Here is a 25,980-nt window from a genome sequence, read left to right as displayed (position 1 = left end):
CGAGTCGTGACGTGTTCGAGATCGGCACCGGATCGTTCCCCTCAGCGTCCGCTGACACACTGCTGTCCGCGCTGTTCCCGGCGCGACACGGGGGTTCGACAGGAACGGGAAGGGCGACGCGCTGACCGGCGCCTCGCCCGGCGGTCCACGCCTGCGTGGACGCTGCCGGCCCTCACGGCGAGACCGCGGCGCGGTCCTGCCGCGTCCCGCTCGAAAGGCCAGCGATGTCCCAGCCTCCCCCGGAGTCCCTCCTCCCGGCCCCTGCGCCTGCGCCTGCGCCTGCACAGGTCTCCACGGACGAGGGCGAGGTGCCGGGACCGGCCCGGGTGTCCGACGACGAGGTCCCGTCGGAAGAATGGACCGGGACCGCGGTGTTCCCGGCCCTGTCCGCGCCGGCAGTTGCCGGCCCGACCGAGCCCCGGCGGTGCAACCGCCTGGTCATCGCGCTGTCGGTCGCCGTGTTCCTCCTGCTGGCGACCGCCGGCGTCCTCACGGCGCTGGTGATCGAGGCCCGCAGCGACGCCGACCGGCTCGCGGCCTCCGAGGCCGCCGAGGACCGCGAGCAGCAGGAGGCGCTGCAGGCCGTCCAGGACCAGCGGGCCCCGCTCGAGCAGCGGATCGAGGACGCAGAGGCGGACGCGGCCACCGCCGAAAGCCGCATCGCCGCGGCGGAGGCCGCACAGCGCGCTGCCGAGGAGGCGACCGCCGCCCGGGAGCAGGCGGACGCGGAAGCCGCCGCGGCCGACGAGCAGACGTTCGTCGACGCACTGCACGCCACCGAGACGATGACCGGCGTCCCCGATGCAGAACTGCTCGAACGGGGCCGCGACGTCTGCACCTACCTCGACTCGACGCCGGGCACGCCCGCGGATCTCTCCGACGCCTTCGACCGGGCGTCCGAGACGTACGCCATCGACGACGCAATCCTCCTGGTCACCGCGGCGACGCAGATCCTCTGCCCCGAGTACAGCGGCTGATCCCCCGCATCTCCGCCGAGACCGGCGCAGGCCAGGCCACCCACCTCTCGACAGCGGGATCCGGACGGTTCCGCTGCGTCCCGAACGGAAGACCTCCATGTCCCACCCCCTCCCCGGAGCCCCCGTGCCGCCGCAGGTCGACCCCGGCCCGTGGCAGACCGCCGACGGCAGCGCGCCGTTCGTCCCCGCACAGCCGACATCCGCGCGCCGCCGCAACGGCGTCGTCGTCGCGTTCGCCATCGCGACCGTCGTGCTGGTGGCAGGGGTCGGCGTCCTCACCGCACTCCTGATCGACTCCTCCTCGACCGCCGCTGACGTGGCAGCCGCCGAGAGCGCCGAGGACGAGCAGCAGGCCGCGGCCCTCCGTGACGCCCAGCGCGGCGTCGACGACCTCGAGGTCCGGGCCACCGACGCGGAGGCGGCCGCGGCCGCGGCGTCGAGCAGCGCCCGGGAGGCTGAGGCGGCCCAGGACGAGGCCGAGCTGGCCGCCGCACCGAGCGACTCCGACCACGAGGAGTACCTGCGGCTCCTCCGCGGCACCGACCCCACGTTCAGGACCGTGGACGACGCCACGCTCGTCGAGATCGGCGACGTCACCTGCGACTACCTCGACACCTACGGCAACAGCGACCAGACGCTGGCGCGCATCGTCAGCATCGGGGTCTCGTCTGGGATGACCTCCCGGCAGTCCTCCGAGGTCACCAGCGCCGCGATCGTCTCGCTGTGCCCCGAGCACTCACTCGACTGAGGCCGGCGATGCCTCGGACGACGCACGGAGACCCAGGACGATGACGAGACGGACGGCGGTGGTCGTCACCGCCCTCGCGGCCGCGGTCTTCACGGCTGCGGTCGCCGTGACGCTGGTGCTGCTGCGCCTGGACGACCCCGCTCCTACCCCCTCGGCCACGGCCCCGGCGTCGACCACCGCGGACGAGGACGGGTCCAACGAGAGCTCCTCCACCCCGACACGGACGACGGCCACGACCCGGACGACGCCGCGATCGGGTGAGCAGGTCATGGACGTCAGCCCCGAGGCGGACGCCCGCTACCTCGCCACCCTGTCCGCCGCCGGTCTCCTCACACCCGGGACCGACGAGCAGCAGGTCATCGAGGTCGGGCGCCTCGTTTGCGCGTTCATCTCCACCGGTCAGGGCGACGTGGACGACGCAGGCGTCCTCGTCCACCAGTCCGGGGAGGCGACGCCGAGCGAGGCCGGGACCATCGTCGGCGCCGCCGTGAGTGCCTACTGCCCGCAGTACGGCGACGGGCTCTGACTCGTCCGGCCCCCTGCTCGGACACCGGCCGTCCAGCCTGGCTCCTGCCAGACCCGCATCAAACGTCGGTAATCCGGAGGGCCAGCAGGTCGGCCACCTCGACGGGACGGCCGGCGTCGACGACCAGCTCCAGCCGGTGCCGGCCGGGGCGGTGCACGACGCGCGGACCGGCGTAGCGGGGGACGGCCGCCGCGGCGGGACCGGTGTGGTGCACGCACTGGAGCGCGCTCGCCGGCGAGGAGTCCGCGGCGGGCCGACGGGACGGGAGGTCGAGCACGAAGACCAGCGGGCGCTCGGGGTGGCGCTCGTCGTCGCGGTGCACCCAGATCGGGAAGCCGAGCTCGGCGTACTGCCAGTAGGCGGGTTCCTGCTCGGGAGGGAGCCGGCCGCGCAACCCGATCCCGAACGGGCTGGCACCCGTCGTGGGCCAGTCGGCCCGGCGGTCCAGCCGCAGGGGGTTGCCCCGGGCCTCGGCACGGTCCTCGACCCACACGAGCTCCAGGTAGTGCCCCGCGAGGAGGAGCCGCCGGTTGCGGGTGCCCTGCCCGGGGTGCGCGGTGCCGGCGTCGAGCGGCCAGCCGGCCGCGGTGAGCCGCTCGGCCCAGGCCTCCTCCGGGCTGGCCATGCAGAGCACGTGGTCGAGCTCGAGCACGTCTCTAGTGTGCCGCCGCGCCCCGGGAGGGTCACCCCTCGCGGACGACGACCTCGCGCCGGTCCCACAGCAGGCCAGTCGTCCCGACACCCGACGCCCGGCGCGGCCCGGTCCGCCGGACGGCGGCTCGCAGGGATCAACGCGGCTGAGCCGTCACTGCCGCCTGGGGCGACTAGGGTGTGTCCTGGGGATGATGTCCGTTGTCGCCCCTGCCCCCGAAGGCAGATTCGAGGACGCGCCCGCCGGGCGATGGAGGCGGTACTCGCCACACACGGTGAGGTCGAGTCCGCCGCTGTGGTCCTCGGACTCCTATGTCCGGAGCACTTCGTAGATCTTGAGGCCGATCGTGGTCGAACCGAGGCCGCGAGCCGCAGTGGCCGGGCGGGCACAAAACCCGGGGTATTCCAGTCCTGCACGTTGACGTGGCCGAGGCTTGAGGCAACTGATCGTGGCCCCAGTAGCCCGGCGAGTCACAACTGCTCACAGTGGGGCGACAGGGCAGACTCGGTCGGTGCGACGCGCTGATGTGCAGACCCGACTCCGGGTCGCCCTTACAACGGTGTTGGTGGACGAGTACAGCCTCCTTGCGACCAGTTCGCGGGACCTGCCACCGAGTGAACGGGCCCTCGCCGCCCAGCTCGCTTTCCGCCTCAGAACGCTGTTCGAATCCTCGTGGGATGTGGACGTCGAGTACAACCGAGCGGCCCTCAGCGGAGAGGTGGAGGTGAAGCACAGTCCGTCGACCAATCACGAGGACGGCGATGATGCGCAGTTTCGACTGATCCGCCGAAGTGCAGACATCATCATCCATCATCGCGGCTTAGGGGGCCGCCAGCACAACTTGCTGCTACTTGAGCTCAAGGTGACGGGCGCCCGGCACCCGGACCACGAGTTCGAGCGGTTGGTCGGCATTCAGAAGGCTTACGGTTATGAGCACGCAGCCCTGCTCAACCTCGGGTTGGCGTACCGACAGGAAAGTGACGGCGGACGGATCGTCGTGCGTCCGACGTGGCATTGGATGTCGGCTACGGGCAGCGTGCCAGAGGCGATCTACGAGGACACCGTGGCTGACGCCATCTGCCGGCGCGGCCTCCAGGAGCGGGAGCGCCACCTTTCTGCACTGCAGCCCCAAGGGTCCATCGAGGTCTAAGCGGGCTGTCGGCATCGCCGGTAGCCCATGACGCATCAGTGTCACGGCTACGACGAGCAAGTGCCATGCCCGCAAGTCGGCCGATCAAGGACCGTCAGCAGTAGCGGCGCGCATGATCCGCAGGACAGTCCCTAGCCGGACGCTGAGGTCCGGATCGGATCCCGGAGTCAGTCCATGCCGGACGGCGCAGGAGGTCCGTAGACGTCGGAGCGGTGCGCGATCCGGACCACGAGGACCTGCCGTTGGGCCTCGTCGACCTCGATGAGGACCCGGTAGTCCCCTCGCCGGGCGCTGCGGAGTCCGGTCAGCTCTCCGGTCAGGGGCTTGCTGAGCCGTAGTGGGTTCTCGGGCAGGACGACGGTGAGGAACTCGACGACTGCCGTCGCCACCTTGGCGGGCAGGCGGCCGAGCTGACGTCGCGCCGCCGAGGAGACACGGAGCCCGTACGGCGCGGTCACCCGTCGACGCCGAACTCGGCTCTCAGTTCGTCGCCGGACGTCGTCTCCCCGCGCTCGGCTTCAGCACGAGCTCGCTCGACGTCCTCGCGGACGCCGGGCTGCGAGAGCCAGTACAGCGTCTCGTGCAGCGAGTCGAGGTCCTCCTTGGCCATGAGGACGGCGGCCTCCCGTCCGTGGCGGGTGATGGTCACGATCTCGTGGGTCTTCTCGGCCGCCTCGACCAGCGCCGACAGCCGGTCCTTGGCCTCGCTGAGCGGGATAATTGTCATGGGCACCACCTTAGCCAGAAGTCTGGCCAGAACCTGGTGACGACGAACGGTCAGAAGTCGATGCACTCCCCGGCAACGTCCGTGCCCGGGCACGGACGAGGTCACTTGTTAGCGTCCAGGCATGGCGATCGACCCGCGGGGAGCCGACCTCAAGCGCTACCTGCAGGAGGACCCGGGCGGACCGGTGGTGATGCTCAACCTGCTCCGGTTCGCCGAGGGCGGCCGCGAGTCCTACGACCGGTACGCGCAGGCGCTGTCGGAGACGTTCCTCCCCCGCTTCGGCGGCGAGGTGCTCTACGCCGGCGACGGGGGTACCCCACTGGTGGCCGAGCAGGGCCAGGACTGGGACGCGGTGCTGCTCGTCCGCTACCCCTCGCGCGAGGCGTTCAGCCGGATGGTCGCCGACCCCGAGTACCAGCAGGTCACCCACCTGCGCACCCAGGCGCTGACCGAGGCCGTGCTGCAGCCGACCACCTCCTGGGCGCGTGACTGAGCCTTCCGCCGGGTCCCGTTCCCGTTGGCCGCCGGAGGGTGTGCGCTGAGGGCGCATGCCCCGGTCAGGAATGCACCCTCAGCGCACACCCTCCGGCGGGCCGGGTCCCCTCCCGGTCCTAGGGTCGGCACATGCGGAGGCCGCGCACGCAGGACGACCTCGACGCGACGTACTTCCCCGGCCAGACGCCGGACCAGGGCCGCGCGACGGCGCGGCAGCTGGAGGCGTAGGCCGCGGAGGGGACCGGCCCGGCGATGAGGTCAACGCCGCCGAGCTGCTGGTGTTCGCCGCTGAGCAACTCACCCGGGTCGGGGACGGGCAGGAGGCGCTTCGGGTGGCCCGTCGGGCCGTGGCGACCGGCGAGCCGGTCCTGCCCGACGCCCGCTGCTTCCTGCACCACGCCCTACTGGAGGTCGGCGACGTCGACGCCGCCCGCGAGCTGGCCGGCCAGGTGCGCCGGGAGCGGCCGGCCGACGTCGACGTCTACCTGTTGCTGGGCGAGGACTACGAGGTGCACGGCGATCTGCGCGAGGCGCACCGCTGGCTGACGCTGGGCGTCCGGCGGGCGCTCGAGGACGTGGTGGACGTCGACGACGCCTCGGAGGAGCAGGTCCTGCGCCAGGCCGCGCACCTGCTGGTGGCACGGCGACGGGTCCGCCGGCAACTGGACATGCCGGCCGACGAGTGGGACGAGTTGGCTCCGGTGCCACCCGCCCTCGGAGACGGGGAGTCGGGCTGACTCAAACCGTGGGGACGACGACCTCGCGGATGCGGGCGGCCAGCTCCGCGTAGCGCACCGGTGGGCCGGCCAGCGCCTGCACCGTCGTGAGTGCCAGGCTCGACTGACCGGTTCCCGCGACCTCCGAGCGCGGCAGCACCCAGAACGACCACTGGACGAGGTCGAGCGCGTCGTGGCCCGCGTGCCCCCTTCGTCCCGCTGAGGATGGGGGCCTACGGCAGTGATCCCCAGGCCGTCACGGCGTCAGATGCCGGACGTGACCCGGTTGCCCGGGCGGCGGGGCGGGCGGATGGTGCGCGCGGCCGAGCGGGCCAGGCGGATGGGGCCGGTGTCCCAGATCCTCTGGACGGGCTCGTCGACCGGCCCCGCCGGCCGCGGCACCGGGGGGCGGGCGGCCTCCTCGGCCTCCGCCTGCACCTGGGCGAGCGTGGCCAGGTGGCGGGCGCGGATGGCGGCCTTCTGCCGGTCCAGCCGCTCCTGCTCGGCCATGACCAGCATCTCCTCCTTGGCCTCGGCCACGGTGCGCCGCGACTGCTGCTGCATCTCCTCGATGTCCACGTCGCCGCTGTCGCGCAGCGCCGCGAGCTTGTCGTAGGCGGTCGGCGGGCCGAAGTTGAGCAGCACCTTCATGAGCACCGGCAGGATCTCGACGCACATGAACAGCAGCGACAGCATGAACTTGGCCGCGGCGAGCGTGGCGTTGCGGTCGCCGAGCCGGTCGAGCGCCTCCAGCCGCAGCAGGATGCCGCCGGAGCCCTCGTTGGTGGCGTCGAACGCGGCCTGCAGCCGGTCCAGCTCGGCGGTCAGCCGGGCGAGCTCCGCCTGGTCGGTGGCGAGCGAGGCGGCGGCGAGGTCGGCGCTGCGCGACTCGGCGTCGGACGCCGCGTCCTGCGCGTCGTCCAGGGCCGCACGGGCCGAGGCGACGACGCCGGCCTGCGCGTCGGCGGCCGCCCGGGCCTGCACGTAGGCGTCGCCGGTGCCGGGGTCGCCGGTGCCGCAGGTGCCGTCGAGCTCGCACTGGGCGCGCGCCTCGAGGTCGCGCTGGGTGGCGAGGGCGGCGTCGTAGGCGGACTGCTTGGCCGCGACGTTGGCCTGCACGGCGGCCAGCGCCGGGTCGGCCTGCCCGCCGGTGGCGACGACGTCCTGGCCCTGCGTCACCCGCTCCTGCAGCTCGTCGAGGCCGGTGAAGCGTGCGTCGGACTCCAGCGACTGCCGGTACGCGTCCGCGGCCTCGGCCTGCATGACGGTGATCTCGGCGTCGATCTCCTTGTGGAACACCTGCAGCGTCAGGGGCGTCGCGACGACGACCCCGAGGATCAGCGCCAGCCCCACGCGCGGGACGGCGAGGGCGAGGTTGCGCTTGAGCGAGGCGTCGTGCGCCATGCCGACGAGCAGCATCCGGTCGAGGTTGACCACGACGGCGCCCCAGCCGAGGCCCAGCACCAGCGCGAACGGCCACCAGACGCCCAGCGCCATGTGCAGCGCGAACGACGCCGACGCGACGGCGAGGCCGCCGGTGCTGAGCAGGACCCCGCCGAGCGCGGCGAACCGCGGGCGCGCGCCGGGCGCCGCCTCGAGCAGGTCGGGCCGCGCGCCGCCGAGGACCGCGAGGCGGTCCTGGAGCCGTCGTCGTCCAGCCATGTCGTGCACTCCCCGAGCGCCGGGGGTCGTGGTTCGTCCGCCGCTCCCCTGCCCCATCGGCAGTCGGTGCACCGGGCGGGACGCCGTCGTCACACCTGCCCCACGTGACCGAACGGAATGGTCCGGCTCCGCTCTGGCGTGTCGTTAGTCACTCTGTCTAACGTCTCGGCACCGGTACTGGACCGGCACGGAACCGAGGGAGATCCGGATGCGGAAGACCGTCACGACGGTGGCACTGGCGTCGGCGATGCTGCTGGCCGGGGGGACCGCCGCGCAGGCGATCACGGGCAACTTCACCGACGACCACGAGCACGACTACGTGGGCCTCGCCGTCTTCTACAACGAGGACGGCACGCCCTCCCACCGCTGCTCCGGCAGCCTGCTGACCGACCGCGTCTTCCTGACGGCCGGCCACTGCGTGACGCTCGACGACGAGGGGACCCTGGCGGCCAGCGCGCGGGTCTACTTCGAGCAGGACGTCGCGGCCGACGTGCCGGGCTACCCGACCGGGGGCGGCGTCCTCTCGACCGAGATCTACGACTACGGCTACCGCGGCCTCGACGAGATCCCGCAGTCGAAGGACGCCGGTGTGCTCGTCCTCGACGCACCGGTGACCACCGTCTACCCGGAGGTCACCGAGTACGCGTCGCTGGCCACGGCCGGCGCCCTCGACCGGTACAAGTCCGCGCACCCGGGCAACACGGCGACCACGACGATCTCGGGCTACGGCGTGCAGGAGAGCAACGGCAGTCAGACCAAGCAGGTCGCCTACCGGGAGCGGCTGACCGCCGAGAGCTTCATCATCGGGCTGAACGGCACCAACGCCGGCGGCTACAACGTGAAGCTGTCGACCAACCCGGGCAACGGCCGCGGCGGCACGTGCTTCGGCGACTCCGGCGGTCCGGTCCTCGTTGGGGACACGGTGACCGCGGTCAACTCGTTCGTGATGAACGGCGCCTGCGCCGGCACGAGCTTCGGCTACCGGGTCGACACCGAGGACGTCATCGCGTTCATCCTCGAGAGCGCCGGCGACGAGGCCGACGAGATCGTGCTCGACCGGAACCTCTGACGCACACCTGACGGGGGCCGTCCCGCTGCGGCGTCGCGGCGGGACGGCCCCTGTCACGTCCGGTTGCGGGAGTGCGGCCCTACGACGCGGGAGCGTCCGCGGTCACCGCCGCCCTGAAGACCCGGTCGGCGTAGGCGCCCACGGCTCGGGTGGCGACCACGTCGAAGCCTCCGCCGATGACACCGCCGACCACGGGGACACCCTTCGCGAGGGTCAACGCCGCCCGCTTCGTCCCGAACTTCGCGACGAGCGCGAACCCCGCACGCTTGTTGATCTCCCGGATCAACGTGACCGGGATCCGCTGGATCAGCGTCGTGCTCAGCTTCGTGCCCACGGTCACGCCGGCCCGCTTGACGACCTCGGTCCCCGCGTTGCCGAGCAGACACAGGAGGACCGCCGACCGCATCTGCTCGCTGTCCAGGTCGTGCCCGTGGACGACGGCGATCGACGCCGCCAGGTGGGTCTGGACGAGGTAGGAGGCGCCCACGTTCGCAGGCAGGGTGACCGGCAGGGTGACGAGGCCACCGACGTTGGTCACGAAGCCCTGGGCGCCGGCCATCGCGCAGTGGTTGCGGACGAGCGCCTTGACGGCCTGGTCCGGGGTGCGGCCGTCGAGCGCCTCGCGGGCGGACTCGGCCGCGTGCTTGAACGGCCCGAAACCGTTGATGCCGGTCCGCAACAGCCGCTCGACGAGCTCCTGCCCCGCCCTAGCCACGGTCGACTGCTCGTCGAGATCGTCGACGTCGGCCGAGGACTGCTGTTCACCCCTCTTGTGGAAGCCGGGGACGCCGGCCCAGGACGTCGAACGGGACGGCGCGTCACGTACGACGACCGCGGTCGGGCCCGCCCCGGTGTCCAGGGCGGTCAGTTAGACGTCAGCCGTGTAGGCGGCGTGGTCGCTGAGATCCCTGCCGTCCGACCAGGAGAGGCGGTGCGTCTCCGCGGGGTCGGCCGTGAAGTGCGGGCTCACGGCGAGGTGGTCGATCGAGCGCATGTGTCCGTTCCGGTGTTCGGCGTGCGCGGTGAGCGCGACCAGCCCGAGCGACTCGAACGCCGACTGCAGCGCAACCATCCCCTCCACCGTGCCGCCGTAGACCGGACGCTGGAGCGCCTGGTTGAAGTCCCCGCCCCAGATGAGCGGCTCGTCCTCACGGCGCTCGGCCCGGATGCGTTCGAGGTGGTGCTGCAGCACGGAGTCGAACTGCGCGATCTGGCCGTCCGGTAGACCGAACCAGTACTTCTCTGCGCCCCTCCACGGCAGTACCGAGCAGGCGACCAGGACGTCCCTGCCGTCGACCTCCACGCGAGCGAGCACGAGCCCCTCTTCGCCGGGGTGCTCGCCCTGGGACGGGATCCCGGTCTGTGGCAGCGACGTCTCGATGCCGGCCCAGCGCTTGGGTGCGTCGGGGTCGAAGCTCCGCGGGCGCGACACGACGAAGGCCCCTCCACGCGGGTCCCAGTCCCGGTGCACCTCCGTGAGCAGCCACAAGTCGGCCTTCAGCTCGTCGAGCCGGGCGGCGACCTCCTGCCCCTTCTCCGACGTCGAACTGGGGCAGCGATCCAGGTTCCAGGTGCCGATGCGCACGGTGCTCCTCACGGACGGGCCAAGGTCCGGGACACCTTGACTCTTCGCAGTTCCGGACCAGCGGCACCACGCGAGCAGCGAACGTGTGCGCATGCACCACCAGGCTCGGGAGTCATGCGTCGCACCACCAGGTCGGTGCGGCGAGGGCCTGCGTCAGCGTCAGGTTCGAGTCGGCAACAGGAGCGGTGGAGCGTGCCGAGCGGGACCGGCCGGCCGGGCACCCGACCGACCGGAGGACCGATCACCGCGACCGAGACCGCGCATGCGAATCGCATCTAGCCTCGCGGGATGGGCAAGATGCTGCAGGTCCGCAACGTGCCCGACGACCTGCACGCCGAGCTGCGCCGCCGCGCCGCCGCCGCGGGGATGTCGCTGTCCGACTACGTGCTACGCGAACTGCGTCGCGTCGGTGAGCGGTCGCCGATGGCCGAGGTCCTCGCCCGCTCGGCGGCGCTGCGGATCCCCCTGCCCATGGACGAGGTGGTCAAGGGAATCCGGGCCGACCGCGACGGCCGGTGATCGTCGTCGACGCCTCGACGGTCGTCATGGTGCTCCTGGACTCCGGCCCGAGTGGGGAGGTCGCCCGGGACGCGATGCTCGGGACGAGCCCCACGCCACGCTCCTCCTCGACGTCGAGGTGCTCACGGCCATCCGTCGGCACGCGCTGAGCGGGCGGCTGAGCGATGCCGCCGCACGCGGTGCGGTCGACGCGGTGCGGGAGCTGCCGGTGGTCCGGCACGGGCACGACCTGCTGCTCGACCGGACGCTGGAGCTCCGCCACGCGGTGACCGCCTACGACGGGGTCTACGTCGCGTTCGCGGAGGTCCTCGGGGCCGGCCTGGTCACCGGCGACCGCCGGCTGGCGCGCGCACCGGGCCTGCGGTGTCCGGTGACGACGATCGGCTGACGTCTACGCGGGAAGCCGGACGCAAGGGGCCCGCAAGCGTGGCGGCCGAGGGTGCGGGAACAGCCCACGCACCCCAGGAGCACTCCCCCATGCGCTCGTCCCGTCCCGGCGCCGCCGCACTGCTCGCCTTCGCCGTCCTCGCGGCCGGCTGCTCGACCTCCGTCGTCGGTGTCGCTGAGCCGGCGGGGCCGGCCGCCGCCGGACCGCTCACCGAGGTCCTCGGCCAGGTCGAGGTCGACGCGGACGTCGAGGGGCACGTGCGCCTCTCCGACGTCGCCGCCACCCCCGACGGCGGCTTCGTCGTCCTCATGACCGGCGACCTCGGCGGGAACCACCGCAGCGTCCTGGTCGAGCTCGTCCCGGGTGACGGCGGCCTGGTCGTCGGCGAGGTGACCGAGGGCCCGCCCGCCCTCGACCTCGGCGAGGTGCACGCCGCACCCGACGGCACGGTGGTCGCCCTCCTGCCGATCGTGCCCGCCGACACCAGCGGCGGCGGCCGCGAGCTGGACCTCGCCCTCGCCGTCCTCGAGCCCGGCAGCGACGAACCGGACGTCCGCCGCATCGCCGCCGACGCCGAGCTCGGCACGCCCGACACCGGCACCGGCGTCCTCTCCCCCGACGGCACGACGCTGCACGCGAGCCTGCAGTGGTACGTCGACGGGGACACGGTCAGCCGGCTGGCCACCGTCGACGTCGCCAACGGCGAGGTGACCGCGAGCGCGCCGCTGCAGGTCGAGACGCCGGGCCAGGCGGTCGCGCGGGACGTCGCCCTGCGTCCCGACGGCGGCCTGGCGGCGCTGGTGACCGTCGACCGCGACGCGGAGGGCGACGTCGACGGCGTCGTCCTGGCGCAGTACGACGCCGATCTGCTGCCCGCCGGCGAGCCGGTGGAGCTGGTCGAGGAGCCGGAGAGCACCGGTTACGCGCTGGCCGTGCTGGCCGACGGGACCGCGGTCGCGTCGGTCGTCGCGGGCGAGTGGGACACCGGTGAGCCGCGGCTGGTGACCGTCCGGGACGGCGCCGTCCAGGCCACCGCGGTGCTGCCCGGCTCGGGCACCGACCTCGCCGTCGAGCCGGGCGGGCGGCACGTCTACCTCGTCTACGGGCGGCCGGAGGCGGGCATCGGCCTGGCCACCGTCCAGCTCGCCACCGGCGGGACCGTCGCAGACGTCGAGCTGTGCCCGGCCGGGATCCCCGCGCCGCTCGCCCTCGCCGCGGACGGGCGGACGGTCGCCGCCACCGTCGCCTGCGAGCAGGACGAGAACCTCACCGCCGACCTCGCCGTCCTCGTCGGCTGAGGACGCCGGTGCCCCGGCCGCGCGAGGCGGCCGGGGCACCGGATCGGGCAGGAGCGGCGGTCAGACCGAGACGGTCTCCCGCTCGGGCTGCGGGTCCTCGTCGGACGACGCCGCGGGGACCTCGCGGGCCTCCTCCCGCCGCTGCGCGACGACGCTGGCGACGACCGCCGCGACGATGAACAGCAGGCCGGTGAGGCCGGTGACGTACTCGCTGATGTGGAACCGCAGCTCGAGGATCATGATCGCCGCGAGCACACCGATCGCCCACATCGCCCCGTGCTCCAGGTAGCGGTACTGCTCGAGCGTGCCGCGGTCGACCATGAAGATCGTCAGCGACCGCACCCAGAAGGCGCCGATGCCGAGGCCCAGGGCGATGATCAGGATGTCGCTGCTGATGGCGAACGCGCCGATGACGCCGTCGAAGCTGAACGACGCGTCGAGCACCTCGAGGTAGAGGAACGCGGCGGCCCCGGCGCCGGCGACCGCCTTGGTGGCGGTGCCGGTGGCCGACGGCGTCGACTCCTCGTCCTCGTCGTCGTCGGACTCCATGAGCTCGTTGAGCCCGCCGATGAGCAGGTAGGTGAACAGGCCGGCGAGCCCGGCGAGCAGCACGGTGGAGTACTTGTCGTCGTCGGCCATCTGCGAGCCGACGTAGATGACCGCGAGCGCGATGACGATGGCGAGGTAGGGCAGCTTGCCGGCCTTGGCCAGCGGCTTCTCCAGCCAGGCCAGCCAGTGGACGTCGCGCTCCTCGTCGAAGGCGAAGTTCAGGAAGATCATCAGCAGGAAGATCCCGCCGAAGGTGTAGATCGCCTCGGCGGACGCCTCGACGTTCTCCGCGTAGGCCTCCTGGTCGGTGAGCGCCAGGTCCCACACCTCGGGGATGGACAGCTGGGCCGTCACCGACACGAGCAGGATCGGCAGCAGCAGCCGCATGCCGAACACGGCGATGAAGATGCCGACGTAGAGGAACAGCTTCCGCCACAGCGGGCTCATGTTCCGGAGCACCTTGGCGTTGACGACGGCGTTGTCGAAGGACAGGCAGACCTCGAGGACGCCGAGGACGGCGACCGCGAGGAGCGCGGCGGGGCCGCCGAAGAGCACGGCGGTGACGAGGGCGGCCGCCGTCAGGAAGACGGAGAAGCCGAAGTAGCGGATCACGGGGTGCTTTCTGCTCGGGTACGGGGGTCAGGCGACGTCGACGCCGAAGTCCTGCGCGATGCCGCGCAGACCGGAGGCGTAGCCCTGACCGACGGCACGGAACTTCCAGTCGCCGTCGCGGCGGTACAGCTCGCCGAAGACCATCGCGGTCTCCATCGAGGCGTCCTCGGTCAGGTCGAAGCGGGTGACCTCGCGGCCGGTCACCTGGTCGACGACGCGGATGAACGCGTTGCGGACGCCGCCGAAGTTCTGCCGGCGGGTGTCCGCGTCGTAGATGGACACCGCGAAGACGATCTTCTGCACGAGCGGCGGGACGGCGGTCAGGTCGACCTGGATGACCTCGTCGTCACCCTCGCCCTCGCCGGTGAGGTTGTCGCCGGTGTGCACGACGGAGCCGTCGGGGCTGCGCAGGTTGTTGAAGAAGACGAAGCCGTTGTCGTCCGGGGTCACCCTACCCCGCTCGTCGACCATGATCGCCGAGGCGTCGAGGTCGTACTCGGCGGTCGAGAAGGTGGCCACGTCCCAGCCGAGGCCGACGTTCACGGCGCGGAGGCCGGGGGCCTCCTTGGTCAGCGAGACGTTCCCGCCCTTGGTGAGGACGACGGACATGCTGCTCCCTTCGTTCGGTTGTGGGGCAGCCGGCCGGCTGCTCCGGGCACGGCCGCCGATGCTGCCCGACACCGGTCCGGAAGACCACGGACCTCCGCGTCGCCGGGGCGGCTGTGACTCCTGCGCACGGACCGAGAGCCGGGCGAGACGCCGCGGGTAGGGACCGGCCATGGCCCCGACCGGCGCCCCTCCGATCCTGCTGCTCGACGTCGACGGCGTGCTCAACGCGCCCGTCCGCAAACTGCCCGACGGCTGGCAGCGGGGCACGTTCAACGGCTTCCTGCTGTCCTGGGACCCGACCGTCACCGCGCGGCTGCGGGGGCTGCACGTGTCGGGCCGGGTCGAGATCCAGTGGCTGACCACCTGGACCACGGACGCCGACCGGCTGCTGGCCGAGCCGATGGGCCTGCCGCGGGGGCTGAAGGTGCACGCCCGCACGGACTCGGCGCCGACCGGCTTCCTCGGGATCTTCGGCGGCGAGTCGGGCTGGTGGAAGCTGGCCGTCGCGCAGGAGGTGGCCGCGGCGGAGCCGGACCGGCGGATCGTGTGGATCGACGACGACCTCGCCGAGCAAGCGGCCGACACCGGCGACTGGCTGGCCGCCCATCCGCATGTCCTGGTGGTCGCGCCGGACCTCTACGTCGGCCTCACCCACGCGCAGCTCGACGAGATCGAGGCGTGGCTGTAACCGCCCGGGCCGATCAGCTCGCAGGTAAGGCCGGCAACGCCAACGATCCGGACGACGACCTTGCGGTTCTGCTTGGTCATGTCCTCGATGAGGTTGCCGTCGCGTCGTGGTCTTGGACTCAGGCGGCAATCGTCACCGCGGCCGATGCCGTCACGCCCGTCGGCTGCTCCTTATCCCTATACGGGAGGACCTCCGACGCCCGAGGCGCATGCGACACATGCGTCCCACGGGCGGCCGCGCCTGTCGGTCGCCCAGGCCATCGCGCCCCACCCTGAGGGCATGGCACGCCAGGGGATCTTCTGTTTGGAGGGCGACTGGGAGTGCGACTCGCTCGCGGACCACCTCAGCGTCCGCCTCGGACTCGACATGCTGATGACGATCCGAAAGGACCGTCTGATCCACCGCAACGCGGCGACCCGCGAGGAGTTCACTTACTTCCTCCGCAAGTGGGCCACGCCCGACTACGACGACTTCCCGCTGGCCTACCTCTCCTACCACGGCGGCCGCGGACGACTGGATCTCAACGGCAGTAGCAGCCTGACGCTCGACGAGATCGCCGACATCGTCTCCGGCCGCCTGGCCGGTCGTGTTGTCTACTTCGGGTCTTGCGCCACGATGGCTGCTCCGGATGACGTCCTGCTGTCGTTCCTCGAGACGACCGGCGCCGCGGCGATCGCCGGCTACACGAAGAACGTCGACTGGGAGGAGTCCGCGGCGTTCGACCCCACCCTGCTGGCGGAACTCCTGGACAGCACGAACTACCGCGCACTGGACGCCCGGCTCGTCAGGCAGCACCGGCACTTTGTCGAGACACTCGGCCTGCGCATCGCGACGCCTACGTGGGTGTCCCCGCGCAAGCGGATCACGGAGACAGCCGGCATCTGAGGACTGCGACGTCCGGCCGGAGGTCAGCGCCCGATCGGAGCGTGGCGAAACAGCTCCGCCGGCCGGCCGACCGAGCCGCGGGTGGCCTCCCCCGTGCTCACCAGGTGGTCCTTGACGTGTCGCCGGAAGACGTCGGGCTGCAGGCGGTGCCCGGCCACGGCCTCGTGCAGGCGCCGCAGGTCCCGGAGGGTGAACGGCTCGGGGACCAGCCGCTCCGGGTCCGGGCGCTCGGAGTAGGCGGCCCGGACCCGGGCGACCGCCATCCCCACGATGTCGTCGTGGTCGAAGGGCAGGCCGACCGCCTCCGCCACGGGGCGGAGCTGGACGTCGTCCGGCCGCTCCTCGGCGACCGGGGCGACGACCGCCGTGGGGAGCAGGACGACGTGGGCCACCGACAACACCCAGCCCCGGTCGTCGCGCCGGGGGTCGTCGAAGACGTGCAACTGCCGCGGCGCCTGGCCGCGGAGGCCCGCCTTCTGGTCGAGCGAGCGCAGCACGGCGTCGGCCAGGGTCTCGCCCTCGTGCAGGAAGGTGCCAGGGAGCGCCCACGCGTCGGATCGGGTCGCGCTGTCGCGACGGACCAGGAGGACCAGGAGCCCCTGCTCGGGATCGGGCGTCAGCACGGCCGTGTCGACGGCGACCGACGGCCGCGGGTAGTCGGCCAACCTCCGGCCGGAGGCGTCTCGGTACTCGCTGGTTGACATTAACGCGGATCCCGCCTAACTTGGGTTTGCGCGGTTGAGCGCAATCTACGGGAGGTGGGCACCATGAACAACCTCGAGGTCCGACTGCACGTCGGCCAGGGGACCGCTCGCGGACCCTTGACGGTGTTCCCCGTCTGGACCGATGCCCCGACGCTGCCGTCGCGCTACCTCACCGGCGCCGGTGTCCCGGTCGAGGTCTCCGAGCGCGCGGGCTCCCCCGTCGTCGACCAGGTCGTCGTCACCAACCGCGCCGACCGTCCGGTCCTGCTCCTGACCGGGGAACTGCTCGAGGGAGGCTGGCAGACGCGCGCCCTCACCGGCTCCACGCTGCTGACTCCCGGCCTCCCGACCGTGCAGCAGGTCGTCTGCGTGGAGCAGGGGCGGTGGGGTGGCCCCACCGCCCACACCCGGCGGGCCCGCCGGACCCCCTTCACCGTCCTGTCCGCGATGGACGGGGACCAGGCCCAGCACGCGGTCTGGGACCGGGTACGCGGGCTCGGGTCGGTGGCGGGACCGTCGGCCACCGACTCCCTGGCGGACCGTCTCGACCGCACGGAGGCGACGGCGCACGACCTGACCCGCGGACTGCGGCCGCTGGCCGGTCAGCGCGGCCTGCTGGTGGGCATCGGCGGTCGGCCGGCCTGGCTGGAGCTCTTCGACAGCGCCCGCAGCCTGAAGGCCCACTGGTCGGGGCTGCTGCACGCCGCGACGGTCGACGCGCTGGGCCGCCCGGCCGTCCGCACGCCTGCGGCCCTCGCCCGCAGGTTCGCCGAGAAGATCGAGCGCACCCGACTCCTCCCCGACGGCCCGACCGGCCTCGGCCACCGCGTCCGCGGGGGTGACCGGGTCGGCGTGACGGCTCTGACCTGGTCCAACCGCACCGTCCACCTCACCGCCATCACGCCGGAGGCCTGAGATGACCACTCCCCTCTCCCGCCGGCACCGTGTCGCCGGTGCCCTCGTCGGCTCGGCCGTCGGCGACGCGCTCGGCGCACCGTTCGAGTTCGGCCCGGCCGGTCGCTTCTCTGCCGAGTTCCCCTCCCCCGCCCGCGGTGCCCGCACCGAGATGCGCGGCGGCGGCTCGCTGGGCTGGGAGCCGGGTGAGTTCACCGACGACTCGCAGATGGCGCTGCTCGTCGCGACCTCGCTGGTCGACCACGGCGGACTCGACGAGGCCGACGTCTTCGACCGGTTCCGCGCCTGGGCCGCGGCCGGCCCGCCGGACATCGGCATCCAGACCGGCGCTGTCCTCCGCTCTCGCCTGCCATGGGACCGGGCCGCGGCCGAACACTTCGCCCGCACTGGACGCGCGGCCGGCAACGGCTCGCTCATGCGGACGACGCCCGCCGCCATCTGGTTCTCCCGCTTCGGCACCGACGCCACCGTGGACGCCGCCCGGCGGATCTCGGCCCTGACCCACGGCGACCCGGCGGCCGGCGAGGGCTGCGCCGTCTTCCACGAGCTCATGCGCGTGGCCCTGGACGGCGGCGATCCGTTGGCCGCCGTCCCCACGGCTCTGGGGCTGGTCGAGGACGAGCGCCGCGACAAGTGGGCCGCCGTCCTCGCGGAGGACTCGACGCCGGAGCAGGCGACCGAGTCCAACGGCGCGGTCTGGCCCACGCTCGGGCAGGCGGTGTGGGCGCTCCGTCACGGCCGGGACTTCGCCGAGGTCATGCGGCTGGTCATCGACCTCGGCGGCGACACCGACACCGTCGCGTGCGTCGCCGGCGGCCTGGCCGGGGCCGTGTTCGGGATGGGCGGCATCCCGTCGCGCTGGGCGACGGTCGTGCACGGCACCGTCCCCGGTCACGGCGACAGGGTGTGGCGGCTGGCGGACCTGCAGCAGCTCGCCGCGGCCCTCGACGGAGGACCGCTGAAGACCTACGACCCCGGCACTACCGAGCGGCTCGGCCCGGTCGAGGTCGTGGACGGCATCTGGGCGGCGGACCTGGACGGCGCCCGCTACAGCGAGGAGGACTTCGCCGTCGTCTCGCTCTGCCGGCTCGGCGAGCCGTTCCCCCACCGCGTACACCGCATGGCCTACCTGGCCGACGACGACGACAACCCCGGCCTCAACGACGTGCTGGCCGACGTCCTCGACGACATGGCCGCGCTGCGGGAGGAGGGCCACCGCCTCCTCGTGCACTGCCACGGCGGCGCCTCGCGCACCGGCCTCGTCCTCCGCGCCTGGCTCGTCCGCGAGAAGGGGATGGACGTCGAGGAGGCCACCGCGTACGTCGGCGAGCGCTGGCCGCACCTCGGCACCTGGAACGCGAGCTTCACCGCGGCGCTCCAGCGGCTGGAGCGGACACGGTGAGTGCCCTGGACGTCGGGGCCGTCCGCGCACGAGTGGCCGACCGGGTGAGCGCCTGGGATGACGAGGACGTCGCCTTCGAGGTCGAGGAAGCCCGGGGCGGGTCCCTCCAGGTGACCATCCGCAGCCGGTCTCCGCTCGTCTACTACACCCAGTGGGTGGTCCTGGGACCCGACGGCGAGGTCACGCTCCCGGCGCCCGACGACGGCTTCACGTCGCTCGGCGCCCGAGGGACGACAGTCGGGACCGTGACGACGGACGACGAGGCGGTGACGACGGTCGTGGCCGAGGTCGAGCGCGCCGTTCGGGTCCTGCACGAGGACCAGGCACGCGCCGCTGAGTCGGCCCGACCCTCGGCTCAGCCGGCCGTGGCGCCCGAGGACCTCGCCGCCGCCTGCGAGATGTGGCAGGGCGGTCGGGACACCGGGTCGTCCCGGCTGCGGGGCGCTGCCCGCGTCCTCACGGGCGTCCGTCACTACTTCTCCGCGCCTTTCATCAGGGCGCAGGAGGAGCAGGCGCGGGTGTCGGTCGGCGACCTGCGGGCGGCCGTCGCCCTGCTGCGGGCGGTCAACGCGGCCGGCCATCTGGATGCCGACGGGTGGGACGCCCGGGTCGGCCTGCCGGCGCGCGGCTTCGCCGGCCGGGGCCTCGCCGCCAAGCCCGAGCAGGACCCGCAGATCGAGCGGCAGCTCGACAGAGGCTCGATCGAGATGCCGCTGTGGGGTGTCTCGCTGAGTCCCGCGGTCGCGGAGGGCTTCGGTACCCGGTTCCTGTTCGAGCTCGTCGGGCCGTTCCCCGCCGTCCCGGCCTGGGTCGCCTCCGGGGTCACGGCCCAGGAAGAGGAACTGGTCACCGGCGGGCGGTACCGAGTCCTGGGGCAGGAGCAGCGCGGGAAGACAACGCACGTCCGGTTGCGGTGGATCGGTGCTAGCGGCGACCGGGTCGGCTCGGACGCCCTGCTGTTGGACGTGCTGAGCGCCGTCCCGGGTGTCGTGGACAGCTCGCTGACCCGGACGACCGGTGGCCGGGAGGAGCTCGAGCTACGGCTGGGCGCGGAGGACTCAGCCACCGTCACCCGCGTGCCGGACGCGGACGAGGTGACGGTCGTGCGCTACTGGCCGCCGGACCCGGACTGGGCGGCCAGGGGCGACGACCCCTACAGCCAGTGGGCCGCCATCCGGGCGGCCTCACGGACGACGACGGAGCAGGCGACGGTCGACGCGGTCGTCGCCGCGGTGATGAGAGGACGGGACGGATGACGACGCTCGAGGACCGCAGGACGATGGGCAGCGGCCCGCTGTCGGCCCGCTACGACGACGCGCTGGCCTACGCGTCGAGGCACCACCGGGAGCAGTTGCGCAAGGGCTCGCGGGTGCCCTATCTGACGCACCTGATGAGCGTCAGCGCGCTGGTGCTCGAGCACGGCGGCAGCGAGGACCAGGCGATCGCCGGGCTGCTGCACGACGCCGTCGAGGACGCGCCGCCCCACACCACGGGTGGTGCGGTCCTCGCTGAGCTCCGGTCGCGCTTCGGTGACGACGTCGCGGACATCGTGCGGGCGTGCTCGGACGGGCTGGACGCCGACGGCAACCGCAGCGGGACCTGGGCCGAGCGCAAGCTCGCCTACGTCGAGGCCCTACCCGGCAAGCCGGCCGAGGCGCTCGTGGTCACCGCTGCGGACAAGACGCACAACGGGCTGTGCATCGCCGCTGACGTCCACCGCTACGGGCAGGACTTCTGGGAGACGTTCAACGCCTCGCGCGAGGAACTGCTCTGGTACTACACGAGCGTCGAGCGGGCGGTCGCCGAGCGGCTGCCGGGCAGTTCGATCGCCGACGCACTGCACCGCGCGGTCGACGAGTTGCTCGCCGCCGCGGGAGCCGAGCGGTCCGCCGTCCCGGTGGAGATGCCCTAGCGGCAACGCAGCTCCGGGCCTGCCGTCACCCGTTCGGGTCGACATCGACGGCCGACTGCCAGACCCGTCCCTCCTGTCACAGGGCTGTGATCATCTTCGACCACCCAGCGCTCGGAGGAGGTCAGGTGGCCAGGTCGATCGGGGATTGGTTCGCGGACCACGCACGCGAGTTGCCCGACGACTCGCCGGACGACGAGGTCGTCGAACGGCAGGCTCCGTGGGACCTCCAGTCGTCGGGGCTCTCGACCACCCGGTCGACTCGCCGCAATGCCGGCCTGAGCGCCACGACCGCCTGGATGTCGAGGTCCCGGGCCGGCGGTGGCCGGAGCACCGCCGCCGGGACCGCTGGCCGCCGTGCCGGCGCGGCATCGGCTCAGAGTGCCTCGACTTCCGTCCCCAAGTCAGTGCGCAAGAAGATCCTGACCGCCGCCCGCGTCGACCCGCGGGCTGACGCAAGGAGCCTCGCGGCCTCGCTCACGAGGGCCGGCACTCCGGTCACCCCGTCCCAGGTCGCGGCCGTCCTGGGGCGGCCTCTTCCGACGGCCGGTACCCGTGGTCGCGCGACGAACACGAGCCCGGTCACTCGGAAGCTGGCGTCGGAGATCCGTCGTGCCGCGCACGCCAACTCGCAGGTGGGTCACAAGAGACTCGCCGCCCTCCTGCGGGCACGCGGGGTCAACGTCGACAAGGCCCAGGTCGCCGAGGTGCTGACTCCCCGCTGGCGGTTGCCCTCACGGGACGGACGTGCCGCCAAGGGCAGGAAGCCGGCCGTGGTGATCAAGGTCAACGCGGGCGCTCAGACGAGCCGGACGGTCCACGAGACCCCGCTGTGCCCGTCCTGCGGCATGCGGCTCAGCGTCCTGGCCATGTGCCGTTGCTCCTGACCCCGTCCGCAAGCGGGCGCGGTCAACGCTTGCGCGCGCCCCAGCTCTCCAGCTGCGCGAGCACCCGCTCCCACTCAGCACCCCGCTCGGATGTTGGAAGGAACTCCCGGATCCGCTCAGCGGCACCGGCCAACTGCTCGGCGACGGCGCGTTCCTCGTCCGCCCCGGCGGCGAAGAGGTCCGCATAGCGCCGGTCGAGCAGGTGGTGCACCGAGTCCTGGGCTGCCAGGGCGGCGATGCGGTCGAGGAGGATCTCGAGGGACCGGCCGGCGTCCGCGATGCGTGCCGCCGCCTCGTCCCGCGACTCCCCCGCCGGTCCGGGCGGTCCCAGCGGCACGGTGGTGAACTCCGGCGCCCACAACTTCGCGGTGAGCTCCTGGCGCTCGAGGGTGACCAGCGTCCCCATCGTCCGGCTCCGGTCGTGGTCCTCGTTGAGGGTGGCGACCTCGTGCACGAGGCGGATGACGTTGTCGTCCGTCATGGAGGCGCCGACGACGAGCAGGTGCTTCGTCAGCAGCGTCGCCTGCAGGACGCTGGCGAGCGGCCGCTGGGTGGCGTCGTAGCGGACGAAGGACCGCCGGTCGAGCACGATGCTCTCCGGTCGCCGGGCATCACCGTGGAGCTTCAACAGCCAGCCGCGCCCTCGTCGCAGGTCGTCCTCGGGCTCCCGGTCAGGGAGGACGACCGGGATGTCACGACCGGTGACGGCCTGGACGGCCCTCTCGTACAGGTCGTCGAAGTTGGTCGTGATGACCTGCTCCGTCCCCAGCGCCGCGAGCAGGACATGAGCCAGCGCGTAGCGCTGCGGCGTGCCCAGGACAGCCGCGACGTGATCACCCAACGTCTCCCCCGGCGCCCGGCTCCCTCCGCTGGTGGCCACCGCGTGAGCGCTCCGACGGAGCACCTCGGCGGCGTCCAGGGGGCTGAGCCGGGACAGCGCCTCAGCACCGCCGGGGACGTCCAGCCGCGCGGCCAGTGCGTCGAGGAGTCCCCACCAGGTCGGCAGGCCGGCCGCGACGCCCGTGCCGGCTCCCATGAACACGGCCAGCTGTCCTGCCCTGGCTCGGCCGGCCAGCGCGGCAGCGGTCTCCTCGAGGACCTCGTCGTCCAGCCGTCCCATGCCGAGTGTCAGCCGGCGGGCCTGGAGGGCGGCGTAGTCCGCCCGGCTGTTGGCGACCAGGACGACGTCCAGGGACCCGGGAGCCCGGTCCAGCTCCGCGAGGAGCTGGTCGATGACCGCGCCGCGCTGACGACCCAGACCGCCCCCGCCGACACCGACCACCGGTATCGCGACCCGCCGCGGCAATCCCGTGGCGGTGGGCCCCTTGTCGGCGACCGCCCGCAGGACCTGGCGGACACCCTCCTGCAGCCACTCGACGCCCCCGCCCGCGAGCGCGCCGACGTGGAGCAACCAGCGCGCCGGCCCGCCGCCATCTCGGCCCTGCGGGTCGAGCTGCAGGTACCGGCGGGCGTCCGACAGACGCACGAGCTGTCCCCGCTCCTCGGGTGCCGATGAGCCGTCCCAACCCAGGACAGACCACCACTGCTCCCTGACGCCTGCCGGACCTCTCTGGTCCGTGGAGACGATCACGTCGTCACAGTGCAGGGCGTCGAGGGTCCCGGGGACGACGAAGACATGGACTGCCACGTCCGCATCCTGTCGCGCCGTCGCAGACCGCCGGCAGCCCGCCCACCCACACGGAGGGTTCTGTTGCCGCACGGCCCGGGCGACGCCACGTGCCCACGTCACGTCCTGTGCAGCAGGCGTCAGGACCCCGGGCATCTCGTGAGCACCCGCGCCCCATCCGTCCCCCTGTACAGCCGCGGTCCCGGACACCCCATCGGAGGGACGACGGCGCGGACCCGTCCCACCTACATTCCGGCGGTTCGTCGGGCCCAGACCGCACCGTGAGAGGAACCGACCGTGACGCGTGGCGACACCGAGCGCACCTCCTTCAACCGGGAGGTCGCGCCCACCATCGCGGCGGCCATGGGCGTCCCGGAGCGATCATCCGACGGCCGATCCGACCGGTTTGCCTACTTCGCCGACGAGACCCGCTTCCTCGTCGTCGCCGGACCGCAGGAGGGTGACGCCGTCCAGCTGGCGCTGGCGTACGGCATGACCTGGGCCGGCGACCGCCGGCTCGTCCTGGCCCTCCCCCACGGCCACTGCACGGCCACCGCGCAGCGGATCCCGTGGTTCACCGACGCGCGCCGTCCCGAGCTGTGGCTGCACGACGGAGCCACCGTCCGGCCGGCAACCGTGCTCGACCGGACCGCAGCCGTCGCCGCCCTCGGCGCGCGCCTGGAGGACGGCGACGTCCGCACGGACTTCACCGCCCCGTCGACCGCCCTGCACCTCGGCGCCCGTGCCGGTGCGGTCGACCTGCTCGTCGACTGGGCGACCCGCGACCCCCGGCTTGACTCCGCGCACCGGCAGAACGAGCGCGCGTGGCACTGCTCGGGGCAGCGGGTGCTGTCCGTCCGCGGCCGGCGGGGCGGGGTGCGTGTCCTGGCCGGCATCCATGGCAGTAGCGACGACCGCGCTCCCCTCGCGCTCGAACTGGATCACGGAACCCCGCTGACCGACGAGCAGCTCACCGAGGTCAGGGCCGCGGTCGAGGCGGGGATCGCCCGGCGTCTCCAGCCGGGCGAGGGCTCGCTGCACCGTCCCGACGAGCACTGGCTGCAGGCCGTCCTGCGACGCCGTCCCCACCTCGTCGGCATCGAGCAGCCGGCGCTCCGCGAGGTGCCGGCCTGGCGTCCGCGCGACACTTCTGCACGGTGGAGCCGCGGCTACGTCGACCTGCTGGGGCTCGACGGTCACGGTGACCTGCGCGTCGTCGAGACCAAGCTGGCTAGCAACGACGACGCCCTCCTCGTGCTCCAGGGCCTCGACTACCTCACCTGGGCCCACGCGTACCGCGACGTGCTCGCTGACCGGCTCGGCGCCTCACCGGCAGCCCGCCTGGTCCTCGACCTGGTCGTCGGTGCCGACGCGGATGGCCAGGTCGCCCTGTCCCGGTACAGCGCCGCCCTGCTGGCCGCCCTCGCCGACGACGTCGCCTGGTCAGTGCAGGCCGTGACCGACTGGTTCGGCCCGGACGCGAGCCCGTCCGTGGTGTCCCCTGCTGAGCGGACCGTGCCCGCCGAGTGGACCGAGCCCGCCAGGACGGGTGACGACGCCTTCCGCACCGCCTGCCGCGCCGCCGCCGTCCGCTGGAAGGAGCGGACCGCCGCGCTGCCGGATGACGCTCGTCGCCCGGCGCCGTACTGGGGCGGCCCGTCCTCCGTTCCGCTGCCCTTCTGCCTGCCGGTCGAGCACGCCGCGGCCAACCTGCTGCCCGACGTCCGCGAGGAGGCGTTGTCCCTCTTCGCCGAACTGGGCATCCCCTGGCACCGGGGCCACGGCGCCGGGCCGGGCAACCACCTGCTGTCCTCGCAGGTGCAGTGCGTCAACGCGCTCACCCGCATGGTCCGTGACCCCGCTCGGCTGCAGAAGGCGTTCGGCGCGGTCCTCGACGTCGCCGAGGTGCTGCCCATCGAGCCGGGACGGCACCTGACGTTCGAGTTCATTGGGTCGGCCGACGTCCTGGGCGAGGCGCGGTGCGGCAGCCGCACCCGCGGTGCGCAGAGCACCAGTGTCGACGCGGCCTTCCTGTACCGGACGTCCGAGGGCGAGACCGAGCTGGCGCTCGTCGAGTGGAAGTACACCGAGGAGTACCGGCGCGGTCGCCCGGCCGACCCGGTGAAGGACGCCGTGCGGCGGCAGCGCTACCACCACCTGGGGGCGGCGGACGACGGTCCGCTGCGCACCGACGTCGTCCCGTTCGAGGACATGCTGGCGGAGCCCTTCTACCAGCTGATGCGCCAGCAGCTCCTCGCGCACGAGCTCGAGGCGCGCGGCGAGCTGGGCGCCTTGGCGGTACGGGTCGTGCACGTCCTGCCGCCGGCCAACAGCGCCTACCAGGCCAGCCTCACCCGGGACAGCCACCGCCGGGCGGGCACGACCGTCGACGAGGTCTGGACGCGGCTGCTGCGCCGGCCCGACCGGTTCCTGCACCTGAACCCGGCCGTCTTCTGCGACCCGGCGGTCACCTCGGACGAGTACGTCGCCCGCTATGGAGAAGGCGTCGCGTGAGGACCTGATCGCGACGTCGGGGGCTGTGCACCTCACCACTGGCACTTCCAGCGCTGGCCCACGGACGAGCTCGTCCTCCCGTACAGCGGGGACGTCCCGATTCGCGGATCGGCTTGCGGAACCTCGACGTCCGCTTCCGTCTCACCCGCATCAGGCACCCGCGCCGC

General features: G+C 72.8%; 29 protein-coding genes. 18 read left to right on the top strand and 11 right to left on the bottom strand.

The window, feature by feature from the left end; all coding sequences use genetic code 11:
* Positions 1–308 precede the first annotated feature (308 nt).
* The 3 genes from ACI8AR_RS08420 to ACI8AR_RS08410 all read left to right on the top strand — a co-directional run bounded on the left by ACI8AR_RS08420 (position 309) and on the right by ACI8AR_RS08410 (position 2,251).
* Positions 309–977 carry a DUF732 domain-containing protein gene (locus tag ACI8AR_RS08420; RefSeq protein WP_457050616.1) on the top strand — a complete coding sequence of 223 codons (669 nt, stop codon included), beginning with the start codon at positions 309–311 and terminating at the stop codon, positions 975–977.
* Positions 978–1,101: 124 nt separating this feature from the next.
* Entirely contained in the window at positions 1,102–1,725 is a 624-nt protein-coding gene (locus ACI8AR_RS08415; protein WP_457050615.1) for a DUF732 domain-containing protein, read from the top strand.
* Positions 1,726–1,765: 40 nt separating this feature from the next.
* Positions 1,766–2,251: a DUF732 domain-containing protein gene (locus ACI8AR_RS08410; protein ID WP_457050614.1), complete on the top strand. Its 486-nt coding sequence runs from the start codon at positions 1,766–1,768 to the stop codon at positions 2,249–2,251.
* 58 nt (positions 2,252–2,309) lie between these two features.
* Here ACI8AR_RS08410 and ACI8AR_RS08405 read toward each other — a convergent pair whose 3' ends face one another.
* Positions 2,310–2,903, bottom strand: coding sequence for a VOC family protein (locus ACI8AR_RS08405; protein WP_457050613.1), 594 nt, complete (start codon positions 2,901–2,903; stop codon positions 2,310–2,312).
* A gap of 565 nt (positions 2,904–3,468) precedes the next feature.
* Here ACI8AR_RS08405 and ACI8AR_RS08400 point away from each other — a divergent pair.
* Entirely contained in the window at positions 3,469–4,053 is a 585-nt protein-coding gene (locus ACI8AR_RS08400) for a hypothetical protein (protein ID WP_457050612.1), read from the top strand.
* A gap of 167 nt (positions 4,054–4,220) precedes the next feature.
* Here the strand turns inward: ACI8AR_RS08400 and ACI8AR_RS08395 are convergent, their stop codons facing one another.
* Both ACI8AR_RS08395 and ACI8AR_RS08390 read right to left on the bottom strand, forming a co-directional pair.
* Entirely contained in the window at positions 4,221–4,511 is a 291-nt protein-coding gene (locus tag ACI8AR_RS08395; RefSeq protein ID WP_457050611.1) for a type II toxin-antitoxin system RelE family toxin, read from the bottom strand.
* Positions 4,508–4,780 carry a type II toxin-antitoxin system Phd/YefM family antitoxin gene (locus ACI8AR_RS08390; RefSeq protein ID WP_457050610.1) on the bottom strand — a complete coding sequence of 91 codons (273 nt, stop codon included), beginning with the start codon at positions 4,778–4,780 and terminating at the stop codon, positions 4,508–4,510. Before ACI8AR_RS08390 ends, ACI8AR_RS08395 begins: the two co-directional genes overlap by 4 nt.
* A gap of 121 nt (positions 4,781–4,901) precedes the next feature.
* On the opposite strand from ACI8AR_RS08390, the gene ACI8AR_RS08385 reads away from it, so the two are divergent.
* Positions 4,902–5,273 (top strand): DUF1330 domain-containing protein, encoded by a 372-nt coding sequence (locus tag ACI8AR_RS08385; RefSeq protein WP_457050609.1) that lies wholly within the window; start codon positions 4,902–4,904, stop codon positions 5,271–5,273.
* 334 nt (positions 5,274–5,607) lie between these two features.
* The gene (locus ACI8AR_RS08380) at positions 5,608–6,012 is read left to right on the top strand and encodes a hypothetical protein (protein WP_457050608.1); all 405 of its coding nucleotides are present in this window, start codon (positions 5,608–5,610) and stop codon (positions 6,010–6,012) included.
* Position 6,013: 1 nt separating this feature from the next.
* Here ACI8AR_RS08380 and ACI8AR_RS08375 read toward each other — a convergent pair whose 3' ends face one another.
* Both ACI8AR_RS08375 and ACI8AR_RS08370 read right to left on the bottom strand, forming a co-directional pair.
* The gene (locus ACI8AR_RS08375) at positions 6,014–6,151 is read right to left on the bottom strand and encodes a hypothetical protein (RefSeq protein ID WP_457050607.1); all 138 of its coding nucleotides are present in this window, start codon (positions 6,149–6,151) and stop codon (positions 6,014–6,016) included.
* A 104-nt stretch (positions 6,152–6,255) separates the two neighbouring features.
* The gene (locus ACI8AR_RS08370; protein ID WP_457050606.1) at positions 6,256–7,653 is read right to left on the bottom strand and encodes a DUF4407 domain-containing protein; all 1,398 of its coding nucleotides are present in this window, start codon (positions 7,651–7,653) and stop codon (positions 6,256–6,258) included.
* A gap of 208 nt (positions 7,654–7,861) precedes the next feature.
* Here ACI8AR_RS08370 and ACI8AR_RS08365 point away from each other — a divergent pair, with 208 nt between their 5' ends.
* Complete coding sequence (locus ACI8AR_RS08365) at positions 7,862–8,722, top strand: trypsin-like serine protease (RefSeq protein WP_457050605.1); 861 nt, start codon at positions 7,862–7,864, stop codon at positions 8,720–8,722.
* A gap of 79 nt (positions 8,723–8,801) precedes the next feature.
* Here ACI8AR_RS08365 and ACI8AR_RS08360 read toward each other — a convergent pair whose 3' ends face one another.
* Positions 8,802–9,437, bottom strand: coding sequence for an EcsC family protein (locus ACI8AR_RS08360; protein WP_457050604.1), 636 nt, complete (start codon positions 9,435–9,437; stop codon positions 8,802–8,804).
* 153 nt (positions 9,438–9,590) lie between these two features.
* Positions 9,591–10,307, bottom strand: a complete 717-nt coding sequence (locus ACI8AR_RS08355; protein WP_457050603.1) for an endonuclease/exonuclease/phosphatase family protein — start codon at positions 10,305–10,307, stop codon at positions 9,591–9,593.
* A 288-nt stretch (positions 10,308–10,595) separates the two neighbouring features.
* On the opposite strand from ACI8AR_RS08355, the gene ACI8AR_RS08350 reads away from it, so the two are divergent.
* From ACI8AR_RS08350 to ACI8AR_RS08340, 3 genes are all read left to right on the top strand, one after another.
* Positions 10,596–10,826, top strand: coding sequence for a FitA-like ribbon-helix-helix domain-containing protein (locus ACI8AR_RS08350; RefSeq protein WP_457050602.1), 231 nt, complete (start codon positions 10,596–10,598; stop codon positions 10,824–10,826).
* A gap of 193 nt (positions 10,827–11,019) precedes the next feature.
* Positions 11,020–11,214: a type II toxin-antitoxin system VapC family toxin gene (locus ACI8AR_RS08345; protein ID WP_457050601.1), complete on the top strand. Its 195-nt coding sequence runs from the start codon at positions 11,020–11,022 to the stop codon at positions 11,212–11,214.
* A gap of 89 nt (positions 11,215–11,303) precedes the next feature.
* On the top strand, positions 11,304–12,512 hold the full coding sequence (locus ACI8AR_RS08340) for a hypothetical protein (RefSeq protein WP_457050600.1): 1,209 nt from the start codon (positions 11,304–11,306) through the stop codon (positions 12,510–12,512).
* Positions 12,513–12,572: 60 nt separating this feature from the next.
* On the opposite strand, the gene ACI8AR_RS08335 is transcribed toward ACI8AR_RS08340, so the two are convergent.
* Both ACI8AR_RS08335 and ACI8AR_RS08330 read right to left on the bottom strand, forming a co-directional pair.
* Positions 12,573–13,673: a DUF475 domain-containing protein gene (locus ACI8AR_RS08335; RefSeq protein ID WP_457050599.1), complete on the bottom strand. Its 1,101-nt coding sequence runs from the start codon at positions 13,671–13,673 to the stop codon at positions 12,573–12,575.
* Between the two features lie 27 nt (positions 13,674–13,700).
* Complete coding sequence (locus tag ACI8AR_RS08330; RefSeq protein ID WP_457050598.1) at positions 13,701–14,282, bottom strand: TerD family protein; 582 nt, start codon at positions 14,280–14,282, stop codon at positions 13,701–13,703.
* A 169-nt stretch (positions 14,283–14,451) separates the two neighbouring features.
* On the opposite strand from ACI8AR_RS08330, the gene ACI8AR_RS08325 reads away from it, so the two are divergent.
* The gene (locus ACI8AR_RS08325) at positions 14,452–14,970 is read left to right on the top strand and encodes an HAD domain-containing protein (RefSeq protein ID WP_457050597.1); all 519 of its coding nucleotides are present in this window, start codon (positions 14,452–14,454) and stop codon (positions 14,968–14,970) included.
* A 279-nt stretch (positions 14,971–15,249) separates the two neighbouring features.
* Positions 15,250–15,855, top strand: a complete 606-nt coding sequence (locus tag ACI8AR_RS08320) for a DUF6642 family protein (protein ID WP_457050596.1) — start codon at positions 15,250–15,252, stop codon at positions 15,853–15,855.
* Between the two features lie 23 nt (positions 15,856–15,878).
* Here ACI8AR_RS08320 and ACI8AR_RS08315 read toward each other — a convergent pair whose 3' ends face one another.
* A complete protein-coding gene (locus ACI8AR_RS08315; protein ID WP_457050595.1) occupies positions 15,879–16,559 on the bottom strand; it encodes an NUDIX hydrolase in 681 nt (226 codons plus the stop codon).
* A gap of 63 nt (positions 16,560–16,622) precedes the next feature.
* Here ACI8AR_RS08315 and ACI8AR_RS08310 point away from each other — a divergent pair, with 63 nt between their 5' ends.
* The 5 genes from ACI8AR_RS08310 to ACI8AR_RS08290 all read left to right on the top strand — a co-directional run bounded on the left by ACI8AR_RS08310 (position 16,623) and on the right by ACI8AR_RS08290 (position 21,672).
* A complete protein-coding gene (locus tag ACI8AR_RS08310) occupies positions 16,623–17,474 on the top strand; it encodes an ARPP-1 family domain-containing protein (RefSeq protein WP_457050594.1) in 852 nt (283 codons plus the stop codon).
* A gap of 1 nt (position 17,475) precedes the next feature.
* Positions 17,476–18,876 carry an ADP-ribosylglycohydrolase family protein gene (locus tag ACI8AR_RS08305; RefSeq protein WP_457050593.1) on the top strand — a complete coding sequence of 467 codons (1,401 nt, stop codon included), beginning with the start codon at positions 17,476–17,478 and terminating at the stop codon, positions 18,874–18,876.
* Between the two features lie 44 nt (positions 18,877–18,920).
* Positions 18,921–20,132 carry a hypothetical protein gene (locus ACI8AR_RS08300; RefSeq protein ID WP_457050592.1) on the top strand — a complete coding sequence of 404 codons (1,212 nt, stop codon included), beginning with the start codon at positions 18,921–18,923 and terminating at the stop codon, positions 20,130–20,132.
* Complete coding sequence (locus ACI8AR_RS08295) at positions 20,129–20,788, top strand: HD domain-containing protein (protein ID WP_457050591.1); 660 nt, start codon at positions 20,129–20,131, stop codon at positions 20,786–20,788. Before ACI8AR_RS08300 ends, ACI8AR_RS08295 begins: the two co-directional genes overlap by 4 nt.
* Positions 20,789–20,913: 125 nt before the next feature.
* Positions 20,914–21,672, top strand: a complete 759-nt coding sequence (locus tag ACI8AR_RS08290; RefSeq protein ID WP_457050590.1) for a hypothetical protein — start codon at positions 20,914–20,916, stop codon at positions 21,670–21,672.
* 22 nt (positions 21,673–21,694) lie between these two features.
* Here ACI8AR_RS08290 and ACI8AR_RS08285 read toward each other — a convergent pair whose 3' ends face one another.
* Positions 21,695–23,158, bottom strand: a complete 1,464-nt coding sequence (locus ACI8AR_RS08285; protein ID WP_457050589.1) for an SIR2 family NAD-dependent protein deacylase — start codon at positions 23,156–23,158, stop codon at positions 21,695–21,697.
* Positions 23,159–23,596: 438 nt separating this feature from the next.
* Between ACI8AR_RS08285 and ACI8AR_RS08280 the strand changes: the two genes are divergently transcribed.
* A complete protein-coding gene (locus ACI8AR_RS08280) occupies positions 23,597–25,813 on the top strand; it encodes a PGN_0703 family putative restriction endonuclease (RefSeq protein WP_457050588.1) in 2,217 nt (738 codons plus the stop codon).
* The last annotated feature ends 167 nt before the right edge of the window (positions 25,814–25,980 follow it).

This window comes from Geodermatophilus sp. SYSU D01036, from assembly GCF_054050435.1.
The sequence above is the reverse complement of the archived record's forward strand: the minus strand, read 5'-3'. Positions and strand labels throughout refer to the sequence as shown.